The following is a 16,363-nucleotide window of genomic DNA, read 5'->3' as shown; positions in this document are numbered from 1 at the left end:
CGATCGGTTCGGGCCTGCATTGGGGCTGGTGCCGCTAGTTGGCGGCTTTGATGGTTGCTTCGTAGGTGAGGATTTCGGTGCCGTTGCCTTCGTCGCCGTTGTCCGGGGCCACCTTCAGGGTCAGGTGGTCGCCGTCGGCGGTCATTTTGAACGGGTTGCGGGTGGCCACGTGGCCGGCGGTGGACCACTGCTGGAACGGCACATCGCGGGTCACGGCGTGGGACTTCAGGTCGATCATCGCCATCCCGCCGAGTTCGTAGGTTCCGGCTGTCCCGCCGGCGGCGGGCGTCTGCGGGAGGTTGGTGATGCCGCCGCAGAGCATCTTGGAGGACGGGACGTACTGGCAGTCCTGGTAGTCGATGAAGTAGTTCGGGTTCTGCCAGGTGGCGAGCTGCTTACCCTGCAGGTCCCATTCGGCGAAGCGCCGCGATCCCCAGGTGTTTCCCACCAGATGGCCGGTCTGCTTGTCCATGACGATGCCGCCGAAGTGGTCCTTGACCTCGAACTGCTTGTGCACGTCCAGGGTTTTGGCATCCACCCGGTAGATGATCGCGCTGCTGTCCGGGCGGTACTGCGCCACCGGCACCCAGACGTTGGTTCCGTCAAAGTCGATGCCGCCCGGGTGGTACATGTCGCCCTCGCCCAGGGTGATGTCCTTCTGCAGGTTCCCGGCCTTGTCCATGACGAACAGGTGCCCGATGCCCTTGCCGGGGGTCCGGTCGAAGCCGTTCTGCGGGGTGGCGAACTTGGTGGTTGGCTCGGTGATCTGGACGGCCGAGAGGAAGATGTGGTCCCCGCTGAACGCGATGCCCTCCGTGTGGTACGTCGGGAAGTTGAGCTTCAGCTTGGAGGTCTGCTGCCAGGCCGTTCCGCGGTCCACCCGGTTGAACGCGTCCGCCAGAGCACTGTCACGGCCGTCCTGGGCGTGGGAGCCGGGGTCCGATCCACCGCGGTGGTCGTCGTCCGCGGCCTGGGCGACGGCGGTGCCGCCGATCGCGGATGCGGCCAGGACGATGGCTGCGGCGGCGGTAAGGATGCCTCGGGTACGAGTCGCGATCATGGTGAGCCTCTCAGGGGTGGATCTCCGGCTGACCCGGCCAAGCTACCCGCAGGTAATGAACCGGGCGTGGAGCCAAGATGAACGCCCGGGGGGCCGGTTCCGGCCCGCTCCTGACTGCGCACCAGACTGTGATGCAGCTCACGCAAAGTCGACCGTGAGCTTTCCCGTGCCCGCCCCGTCTTCCTAGTGACGGCGCATCAGTGCGCCTCCCTCAACGAACAGGAGTGATAGCAATGACCAACCAGACGCACACCCCCGCAGACGTTCCGGCCAAGACCACGTCCACCGCGGTCGCCACCACCAACCAGCACACCAAGAACGACGGCCGCGGCAACACCACGGTGGCCGACGGCGTCGTCGCCAAGATCGCCGGCATCGCCATCCAGGAGATCGAGGGCGTCCACGCCCTCGGCGGCGGCGCGGCCCGGGCCCTCGGCACCCTGCGCGAAAAGGTTGGCCAAAAGGACCTCACCCAGGGTGTCAGCGTCGAGGTCGGCCAGACCCAGGTTGCCGTCGACGTGACCCTCGTCGTCGAGTACCCCTACCCGCTCCAGCAGGTGGCCGATAACGCCCGCGACGCCGTGTACAACGCCGTCGAGGACCTGGTCGGCATGGAGGTCACCGAGGTCAACATCACCATCACCGACATTCACGTCCCCTCGGATGACCAGGATGACGACGACAACAACGAGCCGAGGGTCGCATGAGCCCGACGGTAGCCGGCGTCGCCGTCGGCGCCGTCCTGGCGGTCGTCGCCTTGGCGTTCGGCTTCTGGGGACTGGTCCTGACCGCCCTGTTCATGGGCATCGGTGCCATCCTCGGCCGCAGCGCCGAGGGGCGGCTGGACCTGGCCGGAGTGCTGGACGCCCTGCGCGGCAAGCGCTCATCGTCATGACCCGCACCGGCCACACCCGGATCACCGGGACGGCCCTGCGGCACACCATCGAAGCGGTCACAGCAGAAGCCTTCGGGGTTCCCCGGGGCAACGTCTCCGCCCAGATGGACGACGACGCCGGCCAGCTGGCCGCCGCGGTGACCGTGCAGCTGGCCGTGCCGCCGCTGCTCGGCCCCCGGTCGGACCAGCCGGTCAGCCTCTTCGACCAATCCCGCGCAGCGCGGCAGGCCATCCTTGATCGCGCCCCGCAGCTGACCGGGATGCAGCTGGGCCGAGTGGACATCCGGCTGAGCGGCGCCAAGACCCCACGCGAGCACCAGGAAAGGAGAGTGGCGTGAACCAGAACCAGGCAACCCGGCGGATTCTCCGGCGGGAAACCCACTCCTCCCGAGCGACAGTCTCGGCCGTGACCGCGATCCTGCTGGCCGTCCTCTTCCTCTGGCTGGCGCTGGAGACCGTGCTGGGACTGCTCGGCGAACCCGCCCTGCTGGCCGCTCCCGGACAGCTGTGGCGCTGGCTGACCGGACTGCCCCAGACCACCATCCCGGCCGGGCTGGCCGCGGCCGGTGCGGGCGTGGCACTGCTGGGCCTGGCCCTGCTCCTCACCGCGCTCGCGGGCGGCCGCCGCTCCCGGCGGGCCCTGGAAAGCGACCGCACCGCCGTCGTGGTGGACGACGAGGTCATCGCGGCCGCCGTCTCCCGGCGGGCACGGCTGGCCGCCGGGCTCACTCCCGGCCAGGTGACCTCCACGGTTTCCTCCCGGTCGGTCACGGTCCAGGTCCGCCCCACCTCCGGTGTGCCAGCGGACCGGGATGCCATCCACGCGGCGGTGGACGGCGAACTCGCGGCCTACCGCCTGGACCGCCGGCTCGCGCCCTCGGTCCGGATCCTCAAGGAAGGAGTGCTGGGACAGTGAGCAACACGAACAGGGCACTGAACCGCATCCTGCTGGCGCTTGCCGGGCTGGTCCTGCTGGCCGCCGGCGCCGTGACGGCCGCGGCCGGGCTGGTCCCGGACATCGCCGCCGCCTGGACCGCCACCGGCACTTTCCTGGCGGACCAGGCCCGGGCCGCACTGGGCTCGGCGCCCCTGCCGGGACGGCCCGGGAGCTGGTGGTCGGTGGCCGCGGTGGCCGTCTTCCTCATCGCAGCCGCGCTTTCCGTGGCCTGGCTCGCCTCCCAGGGCGGCGGCCGGACTCCCCGGCTGGCCCGCGACGACGACGGCGACCGGGGTGCCACCACCATCGACGCCGGTCTCATCGGCACCGCCGTCGGCGAGGCGCTGGACGGCAACCGCCTGGTGGTCGGCAGCAACGTCTCCGCTTGGGAAAACCGGCGCGGCACCGGACTGCGGCTCCGGCTGGAGGCCCGGAAGGGCGCCTCACCGCGGGAACTCGCGGACACCGCCGAGGAACTGGTCCGCGGCATCGACGCGCTGATCGGGCATCCGGTCCCGGTCCTGGTACGAATCACCACCGGAGTACGGTCCCGGGTGGCCGGCGCAGACCGCGCCCGCTGACCGGTACCGGAACAGAGCACCACCCCTCACACGAGCACGACCGATAGGAAAGGAACACGATCATGGGGATCGATGACAAGGCCAACAACGCCGTGACCAACCACCTCGGCGCCGCCAAGGAGGGTGCCGGCAAGCTGACCGGCAACGAACAGCTGGAACGCGAGGGCCAGCAGGACCAGGCCAAAGCCCAGCTGCAGGACGCCGGCGAGAAGATCAAGGACGCCGCGGCCGACGTCGGTGGCAACCTCCGGGAAGCCGCGCGCAAGATCAAAGAAGGCTTCAGCAAGAACTAGTTCCACCGGCCGCACCCGGCCCGGGCCGCCCCCCTGCGGGTACCCGGGCCGGTGCCCGGCCCACTTTTATGGCCCGCTCTCTACGGCCCGCGATGAAAGCGATAGACACGTGACTGGTTCACCCCCGGCGCCGCACCACCTGGACGCCGTCCCGGATGCGCTGCTTGCCGGCCGCGCCGCCGACGGCGACACTGCGGCCTTCGAAACCCTCGCCCGGCGTCACGGGCCCGTGATGCGGGCGGCCGCACGCCGCCTGACCGGCTCCCTCGCCGACGCCGACGACGTCGTGCAGGAAGCGCTGATGCAGGCCTGGCGCCAGATCGATACCCTGCGGGAACCCGGGGCGGTCCGCGGCTGGCTGCTCCGCATCACCGGCAGCCGCAGCATCGACCACCTGCGCCGCCGCCGCTTCCACACCGACGTCGACTCGGTCGAGGAGACCCTCGACGCGGGCATGGCCGGACGGCCCGCCAGCCCGGACCCGGAATCTTCGGCCGTCAGCGGCTCGCGGATTGAAGCACTCAAGCGGGCGCTGGCAGCACTGCCGGAGGAACAGCGCCGCTGTTGGGTGCTCAAGGAATTCAACGACCAAAGCTACGAGGACATCGCGCAGACCCTGAACATCAGCACCGCGAGCGTCCGCGGCAGGCTGGCACGGGCGCGGGTCACCCTGGCGCGCGAAATGGAGGAATGGCGATGAGTACACCCAACGACACCCTCGACTGCGGACATACCCTGGCCGAACTCAGCACGTATCTGGATACCGGCGAGTTCGCCGACCCCGGACACCTCAATCAGTGCCCGGAATGCCAGGCGGGACTGGCGGCGCTGGGCAGCATCTCGGCGCTCGGCACCGACCTGCGCGACGCCGACATCGCGGCGGCGGGATCCGGTACCGACGACTGGATGCAGTCCATCCTGGACAACCTGCGGCTGGAACTCAGGCCCGGGCGGAGCATTCCCGTCCGCGGCGGCCATGCAGACGACATCCTGTCCGAGACGGAAGGCGCCATTTCAGCGGTGATCCGTTCCGTGGCGGATGCGTTACCCGGGACCGCGGCGGGAAAATGCCGGCTGCACGGGGACGTAGGAACCCCGGGGGCGCCGGTGACCGTCTCCGTGGACCTGGCCGTGGTGTACGGCCACCCGTTGGAACAACGGGCGGCCGAGCTCCGCAGCCAGCTGGCGGAAACGCTGTCACAGCAAACCGAATTGAACATCACGTCGATCGACGTCACCATTACCGACATCCTGGCCCCGCCCCCATCGGCGGACAGGACCCGGACCACACCGGAGGAGAAGCCATGACCGAGCCCCTGCGCCCGAGCGCCAGCGCTTCGGACCACGCCCCGGCCGTCGCACCGGACACTGCTGTCAACGGCGTGCCGGACAGTGCCGTGGCAGGCGAACTGCGCCGGGTCCTCGAACAGGTCGACGGCGTCCAGAAGCTGTACCCGGCCCACCCGGTGTGGCAGAACATTGCCGGCGCCGCCCACGCCGCGGTCACCGGCGAGGCTCCCAACCCGGTGGCTGTGGACGCCTCCGGCGACGTCGTCACGGTCAAGGCCCGCATCGGCGTGGCCACCGGACACCGCGCCCCCGACGTCGCACGCGCAGCTGCAGCCGCGGTCCGCGCACGCCTGGAACCGCGCCGCTGTGCGGTGGAGGTTGCCGTCGTCCACATCGCCGGATGAGCGCCCGGCCGGCATTACCGGTCGATGCGCTTCAGGGCGCGAGCGACGGCGGCGGCTGTGGGCCGGCGGGAGGGTTCCGGATCGGTCATCGCATGCAGCAGCACGGACCAGCGTCGCCCGACCGTCGACGGGAGCCGCGGCAGCCGCAGCGTCCGGGCCACCATCGATTCCAGCGCCGGACCTGGGAAGGCCTTGATGCCGGTGAGGCATTCGAAGATCACCAGGCCCAGGGCATAGATGTCGCTGGCGCTGCTGGTCCCGGTGCCGTGGACCGCCTCGGGGCTGAGGTAGTGGGGCGTGCCGGACGTGGCGCTGTTGGCCCGGTGCCGGGCGCTCGTGGCGATGCCGAAGTCTGTCAGCATGGCCCGGCCTCCTGTGCCGGTGTCCCCGGATATGAGGCCGCCCAGGATGATGTTGGCCGGCTTCACGTCGTTGTGCACGATGCCGCGGCGGTGAAGGTGGGCCAGTGCCCCGGCAATGTCGGCCGACCAGACGGTCACCTGCCGGGCGCTGAGGGTGTTGCCGTGCAGGTGGGAGCGCAGGTCGGGGCCGTCAACCAGCTCGGTGACGACGTAGCCGCGGCCGGCCTCCGTTGCGGCGTCGTCGGCCGCCCGGCCGTGGCCCAGCACCCGAACGATCGCGCGGTGCCGCAGGGGGCCGTGGAGGTCCCTTTCGCGGATAAACGGCGAGGCGGCGTCTACGGTCCCGGCGCGGAAGATTTTGACTGCCAGCTCGGGGGCGGAACCCCGGGCTGCCAGGTCGGTGGCCTGGTAGACGTCCGCCTCGGAACCGCGGCCCAACAGGTCCCCGAGGCGGTAGCGGCCATCCAGGAGGCGTTCGCCGGCGCCGGTGCCCGTGGCGGCGGGGGTGCCCGCCGGCCGGCTGACGATGCCGGCAGTGCCCGCGGGGCAGGTCCCGGGCCTGGCGGGGAGCGTCGTGTGTGTTGCTGGAGCTTGGCCGGGCGTCCGACGGTGCAGGGGGCGGGCCGCGCGGTGTTGGTCGCCGAGAAGTTGGGCGAAGGTCACAGTAGGAGCCGGGCGAAGTCGTCGTCGGGCAGTCCGGCAGCCTCGATGAGCTCGGTGCTGGTCGAACCGTTAGCGGCCGCGGCGCGCAGGGCGGACAGCAGTTCGTCCTTCGCAGCGTCCAGCTCCCATTGCAGGCTCTCGACCCGGGCCGCGGCGGTGCGGACAGCGTGCAGCGGTTCTCCGGCGGCGGCCGCGTCCTGCCGGAAGCCGCAGGGGCAGATCCACTCAGCGGAGCCCGGCAGCTGGAAGCCCCAGAGCAGGGAATCCAGCGACGCTTTCCGTTTCACCATGGCCCCACCGCAGTGCTGCGGGGCGGCGTCGACGGGGACTGATGAGGCGGCGGGGGCGGTCACGGCCGGTGCCTCGAATTGGTCGTTGGCCACCTGTTGGGGTTCGAGCACTGCCGTCATGGGATCACCGATCTATTAGCTAGGAGACAACGTAGCTAGTCTAACTAGTATTATTTTTTTGTCCAGTGTCTCCTCGGTACTGGTGCCGGTCCGGGCTAGGATGGATCGACTCATCCGCCGGCCCGGGGAACCGCAGGAAGCGCAGCAGGAGTCCGCAATGTCCAGGAAGGGCGGGATGATCAGATGGTGAGTGACGCACTCTCACGCAACAACGTCCGGGTCACCGGCCCGGAGGGCGCTCCGTTCCTCGTCTTCCTCCACGGCTTCGGCACGGACCAGACGGTGTGGCGGCGGATCCTCCCGTACTTCTCCAACCGCTTCCGGGTGATCCTGATGGACCACGTTGGCTCCGGCGGTTCGGACAAGGCCGCATATGACTCTTCCCGCTACGACTCCCTGGACGCGTACGTGGCGGATCTGGTGGAAGTCTGTGACCGTCTCGGGGTGCGCGATGCCACCCTCGTCGGGCACAGCGTGGGATCCATGATGGCGGTCCGGGCCGCCGCCGAGGATGTCGAGGCCCGGTTTGCCCGCGTCATTCTCCTGACGTCGTCGCCCTGTTACCTCAACGATGACGACCAGGGCTACGTGGGTGGCTTTAGCCGGGCGGACCTCGACGATCTGTTCGAATCCCTGGACGAGAACTACCTGGTCTGGGCGGAGACCATGGCGCCGGTCTACATGAACGCCCCGGACGCGCCGGAGCTCGACCGCGAGGTCCAGGGAAGTTTTAAACGGATCGGGCCCCGCATCGCCCGGGACTTCGCCCGGGTCGCATTCCTCTCCGACGTTCGAGCTTCGCTGCCCGACGTCGGCGTACCAACCCTGGTCCTGCAGGGCACCGACGACATCGTCACGCCGGACCACGTGGGCCATTATCTGTACGAGCGCCTGCCCAACGCCTCGTTGGTGCAGCTCGCCGCGACCGGCCACTTCCCGCAATCCAGCGCTCCGGAGGAAACCGCCGCGGCCATGATGAACTTTCTGGTGGCCCGGTGAGCGCCGCGGAAGGCCTCGATTACCGGTGCCTCTTCCAGTCGGCCCCGGCAGGGTACATCGTGGCCGGCGCGGACGGCGTGATCGTGGCCGCCAACGACACGCTCTGTGGTTGGGCCGGGGTGCCGGAGGGGGCGCTGGACGGGACGCGCCTTCTGGATCTGCTCCCGGCAGGGGACCGATTGATGTTCCGTACGCATGCGCTGCCGAAACTGGAACGGGACGGGCATCTCGCCGAACTCTCGCTCTCGGTCCTGGGAGCCGGAGGTGAGCGCCACGCAGTCCTGCTGACCGTCACTCGGACCCGGGCGGCGGGGCAACTCCGGGACCTGATGATCTTCTTCGCCGCGCCGGAGCGCCGGAGGTATGAGCGGGAGCTGGCCAGCGCGCACCGCCAGCTCGAAGATGCCGGCGCGGAGCGCGCCAGGCTGCTGCGCGAGGCGCATCACCGGGCGTTGCATGATCCGTTGACCGGTTTGCCGAACCGGCGCCACTTGCAGGAGAGCCTGCTCGAAGCGCTGGCGCGGGCCGGGTCTGACGGGCAGCGCGTGGGTTTGTTGTTCTGCGACGTCAATGACTTCAAGCTCGTCAATGACTCGCTGGGCCATGCCGCCGGGGATCAGGTGCTGGAGCACGTGGGCCGGATGCTCTCCGGGGCCGTCCGCGGCGCGGACGTGGTGACACGGTACAGCGGGGACGAATTCGTGATCCTTGTGCCTGGGCTCGAACGGTCGTCCGAGCTTGATGCGGTGGCGGCCCGGGTCCGCGGCTGCCTGGCCGCCGCGGTGACCATCGAGGGCACCCCGCTGCGGCTGGGGATCGCGGTGGGAGCGGCGGACACCGCCGTCCCTGCAGGCGCGGGCGTGGACCAGCGGCAGGACCTGATGCGGTTGCTGCTCACTGACGCGGACCAGGACATGTACCGGGCTAAGACCCGGATGCGGGCCGACGCGGGGTAGGCACCGCGCAGGATGCCGTGAAGCCGCCGCCGGAAAGCGGACGACGACGGCGGGAAGATTCCCGCCGTCGTCGTTTGGCACCGTCGGAGGTTTAGGCGGACGCCGCCTCAAGGTTGCCCGCGCCGTGCTGCACGCTGAGCGTGAAGGTGTTGGGCCCGCTCGCGTGGACGGCGACATTGGACTTGGCGGTGTTGTGCCGGACCGAGTGCTCGTGGACCAGGGCGTCCAGTTCGTGGTGCATCGTGGCACGGTCCCAGAATTTGTGGGTCACGGTGGTGGCAGTTTCAAACGTCATTGTTCAGGCTTCCATTCTTGATCCGGATCTCCGGCTGCCGCACCGATGCGGAGCCGCCGTCAGTCCACACCGGAAACACCCGGGACCAGGGCGGCTGGAAAGCCCACCGGTGTGGCCCCGTTGCGTCCACCAGTATGGATTTCCATGATGCACAGCGGCCGGAAGGGCCCTCAAGCCAGAAGTCGAATATTGCGGGTGAGAATGGTCACATGCCCGGGCGGGACGGCCCGGCGGCTACTTCTTTTCGGTCAGGGCCGAGGCCTTATGGGCCGCGCGGGCTCCGGTCTTGGCCGACTCCACAACGTACTGCGGCTCGTCCTCACTGGCCCGGTGCGTGTTGCCGTCCAGCTCGAAGTCGCTGGTCTTCTTTTCCACGATCTTGCCGTGGGTCTTTCCCTGCGGCGAGTTCCACTCCACGGACATTCCTTTGCGCAGTGACACGGGTGCTCCTTCGGTTGGATGGATCGGGTCGGACGGAAGGGGAAGCCGCGGCCGCTACTTCCCGGACGCGGTGGGGGAGGCCGTCGCCGACGCCGTTGCCGACGGCGACTGCAGCTGGGCTGCCGTGAGCTTGAGCCAAGGGGAGTCCGGGGCGCCCTCGAGCATGGCCTGCGGGCTGTCGCCCTGGCTCCACCACTTGGCCTCGAAGGCGTACCCGTCGAAGAGAATCCGGGTGCCGCGCTGGTACACGGTCGTCGGAGACCAGTCCGGGTAGGTGCCGGCCGGGACCGTGGCGCGGGGGCTGGGGCGGTCGCCGGGCAGAACCGGGCCGATCAGCTTCCACGGCACGGCTGCGCCCTGTTCGACGGGGTTGTCAGGGCTGTCGCCCTGAGTCCACCACTTGGCCTCGTAGACGTTGCCATGCCAGACGATCCGGTCGCCGCTGACGTAGCGGGAGGTCTGGTTCCACACCGGGTACGGGCTGGTGGAGGGGTCGTCGGTGGCAGTGGGGGTCGCGGAGGCCGCCGGGGCGGGCGCGTCGGCGCTGCGGGTCGGGATGACATCGGCACCGAGGACCGTCGAGAAGGAAGCGCTGCCCTGGTTGATGCCGCTGCAGCTGTCCGAGACCTTGGTGACGTCGGGGTAGTTGCTGCCGCAGGTGCGGTCACGGTTCAGGGACCACATGGACACCCGGCCCACGCCCTTGGACTTGGCGTAGGCGTTGAGCGCAGCCGCGTCGTCCAGGGTGAAGATTTCGCCGGAAATGTCGTTCTGGCCGATCATCGGCGTCAGTCCCAGCCGGCGCCAGGTGGTGTCCGTGCCAAGGTCCTCGCCGTTGTCGCGGTACAGGGCCTGGAGCTGCTTGTGTGCGGCGTCGGCGGCGGACGCGGACGCCTGGTACATCGACTGTCCCGGCTGCTTGCTGCCGCCGAAGTCCATCGTCATGATGTTCACGCCGGTCAGCTTCACGCCGGCGCGGAGGGTGCGGGCCACGGCGTCGCGCCCGGCCTCGGTCAGGCCGTTGGGGTCTGCCGGGAGGGTGAGCCAGACGTCGAGGTTCTTGCCGGCGCCCGAGCGCTGCTGCTGGAGGGCGGCGACGGCCTTGCCGCGGCGGTCCAGCGAGGCGGTGTCACTGAGCGCGGCCCCCTCGACGTCGAGGTCGATCGAGGCGAGGTCGTAGCGTTCGACGACGTCGCGGTAGGCGCCGGCGAGCCGGTCCTGGTCGGTGCAGGCGACCGCCAGTTCGTTGTTGGTCAGGCCGCCGAAAGACACGGACACCGTGCCGCCGGCCTGGCGAAGCCGGGCGATGCGGCGGTCCAGGTCAAGGTCCGACTCTGCCTGGGCCAGGCCGTAGGCGGCGCCCCAGGACGGGACGCAGGGGTTCTGCTTGTCCGCGACGATGAAGGACAGCACGGTGCCCTTCGCCTCGGGCGTGGTGGGGGTCTCGAACGCGAACCGCGGCGTGGCCGTCACATCCACGTAGCCCGAGAACACGGACGGGATGGAAGAGGCGGCGTTGGCGTCCTGGAAGGAACGCAGGCCCAGGTAGGAGCCGCCGGCGAGGACCGCCACGACCAGGATCAGGATCCCCAGCCGCAGCTTGGAAAGGCGGCGTCCGGGAAAGCGGTTAGACACAGAATTACCCCAATGCTTGTCGGAGAGCTGTCCGGCAACCCCCTAATGCGGATACGCCGCCAAATCAAGGGTCTCCCGCCGGTAACGATCTTCGGCCGGGGGACTGATAATTCGGGGTCGTGCGCTTAGTATAAGGGCAGATCGCGGTGTGCAATGGCGGACAGCGCGGCCTGACGTGTGTCCGCTGGGGGTACACATCTGCAGATGGGGAAGTATGACTGACGTCCTGGCCACGCCTCGGCCCGAAGACCTGGACGCCGATGACGCGGCGTCGAAAACCCGGAAACGCCAATGGGGTGCGGAACGGCGGTCAGAGCCCCTGGCCATCGTCCACCCCGAGCCGTCGCGCCGGAAAATCATCCTCGGCCGGGTCGGCATCGTCGTCACCGTCCTGGCCTGGCTCGCCTATGTGGTGACCACCGTGCTGCGGCAGCTCATCAACGACCCCACCGCCGGGTTCCGGTTCCGTGCCGAATCCGTCTCCTACGTCGTCGTCGTAACATTCCTGACTTTTTCGGCGCTGATGTACCTGCTGGCCCGCCAGGGCGCGCTCAACCGCTTCCGCGACCACCGCAGGATCCCCCGCGGCGAACTGGACCGCCACTTCGCCGACTACCACTCCTCCGTCACCGTCCTGGTCCCCTCCTACGCCGAGGAGCCGCAGGTGGTCCGGGCCACCCTGTGGTCCGCCGCGCTGCAGGAATTCCCCGACCTTTCCGTGGTGCTGCTGCTCGATGACCCGCCCTTCCCGACCGACCCGGCGGACCAGGAACGGTTGCAGGCCACCCGCGACCTGGCCGCCAACATCACCCGGACGCTGAAGGAACCCGCCACCCGGCTGAACGCGGCACTGGCGGCCTTCGAAGCGGGCGGGGAGCACGGCGACGCCGGCCTGCGCGCGCTCATCGACGAATACGAATACGCCGCCGGCTGGCTCGAAGGCATGGCAGAGGCCGAACGCGTCGAGGACCACGTCGATGAGTTCTTCGTGGACCTGGTCCTCATGGGCCTGGCCCGCGAACTCCGGCTGGTCCTGACCGCCCTGCACGCCGCCCAGGCCCAGGGCGCCGTCCCCGAGCGGCCCCGGATGCGCGAGCTCTACGCCCGCCTGACCTGGATCTTCAATGCCCGCGTCGCCTCCTTCGAGCGCAAGAAGTACGTCAGCCTCTCGCACGAGGCGAACAAGGCGATGAACCTGAACTCCTACCTGAGCCTGATGGGCCACCGCTGGCGGCAGGAACAGACCGCGGACGGGACCGTCCTGCGGCAGGCCACAGAGCCGGCGCCCGGCGATCTGGTCGTGGCCGACAGCACCTACGTTCTGACCCTCGACGCCGACTCGCTGCTGCTGCGCGACTACTGCCTGCGCCTGGTCGCGTTCCTGGAATCCCCGGGCAACGAACGGGTCGCCGTCACCCAGACCCCGTACTCCTCCTTCCGCGGCGCCCCGACCCGCATCGAGCGCGTCGCCGGCGCCTCGACCGACCTCCAGCACATCCAGCACCAGGGCATGACCCGCTACGGCGCGACCTTCTGGGTGGGCGCCAACGCCGTGATCCGCAAGGTGGCGCTTGAGGACATCGTGGAGATCTCCTCCGAGGGCGGCTTCGAGGTGCGGACCTATATCCAGGACCGGACCGTCATCGAGGACACCGAATCCAGCGTGGACCTCGGCCGCGAGGGCTGGGACCTGGTCAACTACCCCGAACGCCTCAGCTACAGCGCCACCCCGCCGGACTTCGGGTCCCTGGTGGTGCAGCGCCGGCGCTGGGCCAACGGCGGCCTGCTGATCCTGCCCAAGCTCTGGGACACCATCCGGCGCCGCCGCGGCACCGACCGGAATGTGCGCGGCCGCGAGGTCATGCTGCGGGTGAACTACATGGCCTCCATCACCTGGGCCAGCTTCGGACTGCTCTTCCTGCTGGCCTACCCCTACGACAGCCGGCTGCTCAGCCCGCTGGTGTTCCTCGCAGCCCTGCCCTACTTCCTGGCGATGGGCAGCGACCTCCGCGATTCCGGCCACCGTTTCAGCGACATCTTCCGGATCTACGGCTTCAACCTGGTGCTCATGCCGGTCAACCTGGCCGGCGTCATCAAGTCGCTGCAGCAGGCGCTGACCGGGGACAAGATCCCGTTCGCCCGCACGCCCAAGGTCAAGGACCGGACCGCCGCCCCCGCGATCTACGTCCTGGCACCGTACGCGATCGTGGCGTTCTCACTCTTCACCGTCTGGCGGGATGTCTCCCTGCAGAACTGGGCCAACGCGGTGTTCGCGGCGTTCAACGCCGTCATGGCCACCTACGCGATCGTGGCCTATATCGGGGTCCGCAACTCCATCGTGGATATCTTCCTGGGCGTGCTGAACTGGCTCTACGTCAGGCCCAAGGCCCCCCGCGCCGAGGCCCCGGCGATCGTGCCGAAGGCTCCCGAGGAGATCGACTGGGAGTCCATTCTGTACCACGGCGACCGCCGGCTGAACCGGGATCTGCGCGGCAAGAAGGACCGCCGCAAGCGTGCCGGCGTCCGCTGACCGGGGTGTTGACACGTTGCCACTGCGCGCCGCGCCTAGAATGGGCCGGATGACGGCCGAAACGATCCTCGCTGCGAACGGGAAAAACTCGCTGACGGTCACTGACGGCATCATCGAGTCCTCGTGGGCGCCGGGCTCGTTCGTGGACATCGCCGACGCGCGGGACGCCCTCAAGGCGACCGCCGCGATCACCGGGAGCGGCCGCATGCCGATGCTCTCGGTGATGACCGACGTCGAAATCAGCGCGGCGGCCCGGTATGAGTTCGCGAAGTCCTCCGACGTCCTGGCCATCGCGGTGCTGGGCTCCAGCGCGGTGGACCGGGTGATCGCCGCGGCCACCAGCCGGGACACCGACTACCCGCACGAGTTCTTCACCTCCCGGGCCGAGGCGCTGGCCTGGCTGCGCGGGTTCCTCGAGGACTCCGAAGGCCCGGAAACCGGCGGCCTGGCCGCCGGAAACCCTGCCCCGGGATACTCTGACGCCGCGAACCGCTGAACTGGTAGCCTCCCCGTAACGGCCGTCGACCCGGACTAGGGGCCCGGCCAGGACGTGACCCGCCGCGCTGTGATCCGCCGCCTGCGGCGGGGCGCCAAGCGAGGGAGTGCCATGGGCGTCGCCGAAATACAGGTTGACCAGCGCGTGATCGGGATCGATTCGCGGCGCTTCGCGTCGGTGGAGAAGGCGCTGGTGGAACTCATCACCAACAGCGACGAAAGCTACGCCCGGATGGAGCGCGCCGGCGCAGCGGTCCCGGGCCGGATCCGGGTCAGCTACGAACGGCACCTTACCGGCGCCGTGCTCACGGTCGCCGACCAGGCGGAGGGCATGAGCTTCGGTCAGGCCCGCAGCATCCTCAGCTATGGCGGCGCGCACAGCCCGCTGGCCCGCGGCGAGGGCAACGGCCGCGGCTACTTCGGCCGGGGCCTGAAGCAGGCCGTCTTCGGGCTGGGCCACGGCTGGCTGGAAACCGTCCAGGACGGGCGCTTCACCCGGATCGACATTTTCCGCGGCGGCAACGGCGGGTACCTGTACGACGACGGCGGCGGGAGCCGCCCGGCCCTCCCCGCGGACTATGCGCGGCTGGGGCTGACGACGGAAGGGCCTTCGGCGGGGCACGGCACCCGGGTGACGATCGTCGTCGAAAACCCCCGCGTGGTGATCAGCCAGCACCACACCCTGCGTCAGTCCCTGGCCAACAACTTCTACCTGCGGGCGGTGCTGGGCCGGCGCACCGTGGAGCTGTCCGCCGGCCACCCCGGCTCCGGCGCGGACAGCCCCGAGCCCGTCGTGTTCACCGAGCCCGCGGCCGAGGTCCTCATCGGACCCGGGCAGACGGGGAGCGTGCCCTTCGAGGGCCGGGACTACCCGTTCACCCAGACCGTGAAGCGGGCTTCCGGGACCGAGCTCATCAGCCGCGGCGACGAACGGACCAACGGGCTGGTGGTGCTCTCCGGCCAGGCCGTCCTGGACTGCCAGCTGTTCGACTTCGAGAACCAAGTGGGCACGGAGTACCTCTTCGGGGAGGTCCGCTGCGATGCCCTGACCGACATGCTGGGCCACGGCCGCGCGGTCATCAGCGACGAGCGGGAAGGCCTCAACGCCCGGGATCCCTTCGTGGCGGCCTTCTCGCGGGCCGTCAGCGCGGCGCTGGCCCCCGCCGTGCTGGCCGAGCGGGAGAAACTCTCGCACCTGGAGCGGGCCACCACCTCGGGCCGGACCGCGGAGATGATCGAGGAGCTGCTGCGGCACATGAACCGCGCCGCCGTCGTCGACCTCGGCCTGCAGACGGAGCCCGAGGCTCATTCCTTGACGCCCGGCACGGGACAGGCCGCCGCCGGCGTCTTCGCCCAAGCCACCCGGGGCGCCGACGCACCCGGCGCGGGCCCGGCGCTGCGGTTCACGACGCCGTTCTACTACCGCCCGCCGGGGCATGCGTTTCACGTGGGACTGCTGCTCGACCCCCTCCTGTTGCCGCCGGGAGCGGACTTCTCCGTCGCGGATCTTTCCGTCGAGGCCGAACTGCCGCCGTCCATCCATCTGGGGGACCGGATCGCCATGGTTCCGGACACTGCGGAGATCGGCCCGGGGCGGCTGGTCTGGACGGTCACCGGGGACCGGGCGGGGGATCGGGGCACCCTCACCGCGAGGGCCGGGGACCACTGGGCCACCTGCGAGATCGTCATCGCCGAGCAGGCGTCCCGGCACGCCGGTGACCAGCCGGCGCACGCCGGGGCCGCGGCCACGCCGGGTGACTCCCGGGGCCGGCAGCGGCCCAACCGGGACCACGGCATGGACCTTTTCACCGGTTACGAGTTCCGAAGCCTGCCCGACGGCGCGGACCGGGCGGTGTACAGCGCCGCGGAGCGCAAGGTCATCATCAACACTGCTGCCCCCACGGTGCGGCTCTACGTTGACGGCCGGGGCCGGTTCCGTGACTCGGCCCGGCTGCTGCTGGCCGAACTGTTCCTTGACGTCATCGCGGACGAACTCGCCCGGCGCCGCGTGGCCCAGCACGGGCACGGCGGCGACCTTGAAGCGTTCCAGACCGCCCGCCGGGACATCATCCGCCGCTACGGCAGCGACGTCCATCGGACTTTCCTGGGCTAATGCC

At 69.7% G+C, this 16,363-nt stretch carries 20 protein-coding genes; 14 read left to right on the top strand and 6 right to left on the bottom strand.

Annotation, left to right across the window (positions count from 1 at the left end; genetic code table 11):
• Positions 1-34 precede the first annotated feature (34 nt).
• Positions 35-1,060 (bottom strand): DUF6454 family protein, encoded by a 1,026-nt coding sequence (locus tag QWJ39_RS03250; protein WP_290256257.1) that lies wholly within the window; start codon positions 1,058-1,060, stop codon positions 35-37.
• Between the two features lie 233 nt (positions 1,061-1,293).
• Here QWJ39_RS03250 and QWJ39_RS03245 point away from each other — a divergent pair, with 233 nt between their 5' ends.
• The 9 genes from QWJ39_RS03245 (at position 1,294) to QWJ39_RS03205 (ending at position 5,460) form a co-directional block, all read left to right on the top strand.
• Entirely contained in the window at positions 1,294-1,767 is a 474-nt protein-coding gene (locus tag QWJ39_RS03245; protein WP_290256256.1) for an Asp23/Gls24 family envelope stress response protein, read from the top strand.
• Positions 1,764-1,955, top strand: coding sequence for a DUF2273 domain-containing protein (locus QWJ39_RS03240; RefSeq protein ID WP_290256255.1), 192 nt, complete (start codon positions 1,764-1,766; stop codon positions 1,953-1,955). Before QWJ39_RS03245 ends, QWJ39_RS03240 begins: the two co-directional genes overlap by 4 nt.
• Positions 1,952-2,293 carry a hypothetical protein gene (locus QWJ39_RS03235; protein WP_290256254.1) on the top strand — a complete coding sequence of 114 codons (342 nt, stop codon included), beginning with the start codon at positions 1,952-1,954 and terminating at the stop codon, positions 2,291-2,293. Before QWJ39_RS03240 ends, QWJ39_RS03235 begins: the two co-directional genes overlap by 4 nt.
• Positions 2,290-2,871, top strand: a complete 582-nt coding sequence (locus QWJ39_RS03230) for a DUF6286 domain-containing protein (protein WP_290256253.1) — start codon at positions 2,290-2,292, stop codon at positions 2,869-2,871. Before QWJ39_RS03235 ends, QWJ39_RS03230 begins: the two co-directional genes overlap by 4 nt.
• The gene (locus QWJ39_RS03225; protein WP_290256252.1) at positions 2,868-3,473 is read left to right on the top strand and encodes a hypothetical protein; all 606 of its coding nucleotides are present in this window, start codon (positions 2,868-2,870) and stop codon (positions 3,471-3,473) included. Before QWJ39_RS03230 ends, QWJ39_RS03225 begins: the two co-directional genes overlap by 4 nt.
• 62 nt (positions 3,474-3,535) lie before the next feature.
• Positions 3,536-3,766 carry a CsbD family protein gene (locus QWJ39_RS03220; protein WP_290256251.1) on the top strand — a complete coding sequence of 77 codons (231 nt, stop codon included), beginning with the start codon at positions 3,536-3,538 and terminating at the stop codon, positions 3,764-3,766.
• 109 nt (positions 3,767-3,875) lie between these two features.
• Complete coding sequence (locus tag QWJ39_RS03215; RefSeq protein ID WP_290256250.1) at positions 3,876-4,466, top strand: RNA polymerase sigma factor; 591 nt, start codon at positions 3,876-3,878, stop codon at positions 4,464-4,466.
• Positions 4,463-5,074, top strand: coding sequence for an Asp23/Gls24 family envelope stress response protein (locus tag QWJ39_RS03210; RefSeq protein ID WP_290256249.1), 612 nt, complete (start codon positions 4,463-4,465; stop codon positions 5,072-5,074). The genes QWJ39_RS03215 and QWJ39_RS03210 overlap by 4 nt, the downstream gene beginning before the upstream one ends.
• Positions 5,071-5,460 carry a hypothetical protein gene (locus QWJ39_RS03205; protein ID WP_290256248.1) on the top strand — a complete coding sequence of 130 codons (390 nt, stop codon included), beginning with the start codon at positions 5,071-5,073 and terminating at the stop codon, positions 5,458-5,460. Before QWJ39_RS03210 ends, QWJ39_RS03205 begins: the two co-directional genes overlap by 4 nt.
• 14 nt (positions 5,461-5,474) lie before the next feature.
• Here QWJ39_RS03205 and QWJ39_RS03200 read toward each other — a convergent pair whose 3' ends face one another.
• Both QWJ39_RS03200 and QWJ39_RS03195 read right to left on the bottom strand, forming a co-directional pair.
• Positions 5,475-6,485, bottom strand: coding sequence for a serine/threonine-protein kinase (locus tag QWJ39_RS03200; protein ID WP_290256247.1), 1,011 nt, complete (start codon positions 6,483-6,485; stop codon positions 5,475-5,477).
• Positions 6,482-6,895, bottom strand: coding sequence for a hypothetical protein (locus QWJ39_RS03195; protein ID WP_290256246.1), 414 nt, complete (start codon positions 6,893-6,895; stop codon positions 6,482-6,484). Before QWJ39_RS03195 ends, QWJ39_RS03200 begins: the two co-directional genes overlap by 4 nt.
• A gap of 186 nt (positions 6,896-7,081) precedes the next feature.
• Here QWJ39_RS03195 and QWJ39_RS03190 point away from each other — a divergent pair, with 186 nt between their 5' ends.
• Both QWJ39_RS03190 and QWJ39_RS03185 read left to right on the top strand, forming a co-directional pair.
• Entirely contained in the window at positions 7,082-7,894 is an 813-nt protein-coding gene (locus tag QWJ39_RS03190) for an alpha/beta hydrolase (RefSeq protein WP_290256245.1), read from the top strand.
• Positions 7,891-8,850, top strand: coding sequence for a sensor domain-containing diguanylate cyclase (locus QWJ39_RS03185; RefSeq protein ID WP_290256244.1), 960 nt, complete (start codon positions 7,891-7,893; stop codon positions 8,848-8,850). The genes QWJ39_RS03190 and QWJ39_RS03185 overlap by 4 nt, the downstream gene beginning before the upstream one ends.
• 91 nt (positions 8,851-8,941) lie before the next feature.
• Here QWJ39_RS03185 and QWJ39_RS03180 read toward each other — a convergent pair whose 3' ends face one another.
• From QWJ39_RS03180 to QWJ39_RS03170, 3 genes are all read right to left on the bottom strand, one after another.
• Positions 8,942-9,145, bottom strand: a complete 204-nt coding sequence (locus QWJ39_RS03180) for a hypothetical protein (protein ID WP_290256243.1) — start codon at positions 9,143-9,145, stop codon at positions 8,942-8,944.
• A gap of 234 nt (positions 9,146-9,379) precedes the next feature.
• Entirely contained in the window at positions 9,380-9,586 is a 207-nt protein-coding gene (locus QWJ39_RS03175) for a DUF2945 domain-containing protein (protein WP_290256242.1), read from the bottom strand.
• 54 nt (positions 9,587-9,640) lie between these two features.
• The gene (locus QWJ39_RS03170; protein WP_290256241.1) at positions 9,641-11,221 is read right to left on the bottom strand and encodes a carbohydrate-binding protein; all 1,581 of its coding nucleotides are present in this window, start codon (positions 11,219-11,221) and stop codon (positions 9,641-9,643) included.
• Between the two features lie 214 nt (positions 11,222-11,435).
• On the opposite strand from QWJ39_RS03170, the gene QWJ39_RS03165 reads away from it, so the two are divergent.
• The 3 genes from QWJ39_RS03165 (at position 11,436) to QWJ39_RS03155 (ending at position 16,359) form a co-directional block, all read left to right on the top strand.
• On the top strand, positions 11,436-13,751 hold the full coding sequence (locus QWJ39_RS03165; RefSeq protein WP_290256240.1) for a glycosyltransferase family 2 protein: 2,316 nt from the start codon (positions 11,436-11,438) through the stop codon (positions 13,749-13,751).
• A 49-nt stretch (positions 13,752-13,800) separates the two neighbouring features.
• Positions 13,801-14,247 carry an STAS/SEC14 domain-containing protein gene (locus QWJ39_RS03160; RefSeq protein ID WP_290256239.1) on the top strand — a complete coding sequence of 149 codons (447 nt, stop codon included), beginning with the start codon at positions 13,801-13,803 and terminating at the stop codon, positions 14,245-14,247.
• A 111-nt stretch (positions 14,248-14,358) separates the two neighbouring features.
• Positions 14,359-16,359, top strand: a complete 2,001-nt coding sequence (locus QWJ39_RS03155) for an ATP-binding protein (RefSeq protein ID WP_290256238.1) — start codon at positions 14,359-14,361, stop codon at positions 16,357-16,359.
• The last annotated feature ends 4 nt before the right edge of the window (positions 16,360-16,363 follow it).

This window comes from Arthrobacter sp. YD4, from assembly GCF_030410515.1.
Taxonomy (GTDB): Bacteria; Actinomycetota; Actinomycetes; order Actinomycetales; family Micrococcaceae; genus Arthrobacter.
Note: the sequence above shows the minus strand (reverse complement) of the source record. Positions and strands in the feature narration are given on the sequence as shown.

Excerpts from the sequence above, each read along its gene's own strand:
- QWJ39_RS03250 (WP_290256257.1), bottom strand. The coding sequence starts at position 1,060 with ATGATCGCGACTCGTACCCGAGGCATCCTTACCGCCGCCGCAGCCATC.
- QWJ39_RS03245 (WP_290256256.1), top strand. The coding sequence starts at position 1,294 with ATGACCAACCAGACGCACACCCCCGCAGACGTTCCGGCCAAGACCACG.
- QWJ39_RS03240 (WP_290256255.1), top strand. The coding sequence starts at position 1,764 with ATGAGCCCGACGGTAGCCGGCGTCGCCGTCGGCGCCGTCCTGGCGGTC.
- QWJ39_RS03235 (WP_290256254.1), top strand. The coding sequence starts at position 1,952 with ATGACCCGCACCGGCCACACCCGGATCACCGGGACGGCCCTGCGGCAC.
- QWJ39_RS03220 (WP_290256251.1), top strand. The coding sequence starts at position 3,536 with ATGGGGATCGATGACAAGGCCAACAACGCCGTGACCAACCACCTCGGC.
- QWJ39_RS03210 (WP_290256249.1), top strand. The coding sequence starts at position 4,463 with ATGAGTACACCCAACGACACCCTCGACTGCGGACATACCCTGGCCGAA.
- QWJ39_RS03205 (WP_290256248.1), top strand. The coding sequence starts at position 5,071 with ATGACCGAGCCCCTGCGCCCGAGCGCCAGCGCTTCGGACCACGCCCCG.
- QWJ39_RS03195 (WP_290256246.1), bottom strand. The coding sequence starts at position 6,895 with ATGACGGCAGTGCTCGAACCCCAACAGGTGGCCAACGACCAATTCGAG.
- QWJ39_RS03180 (WP_290256243.1), bottom strand. The coding sequence starts at position 9,145 with ATGACGTTTGAAACTGCCACCACCGTGACCCACAAATTCTGGGACCGT.
- QWJ39_RS03165 (WP_290256240.1), top strand. The coding sequence starts at position 11,436 with ATGACTGACGTCCTGGCCACGCCTCGGCCCGAAGACCTGGACGCCGAT.
- QWJ39_RS03160 (WP_290256239.1), top strand. The coding sequence starts at position 13,801 with ATGACGGCCGAAACGATCCTCGCTGCGAACGGGAAAAACTCGCTGACG.
- QWJ39_RS03155 (WP_290256238.1), top strand. The coding sequence starts at position 14,359 with ATGGGCGTCGCCGAAATACAGGTTGACCAGCGCGTGATCGGGATCGAT.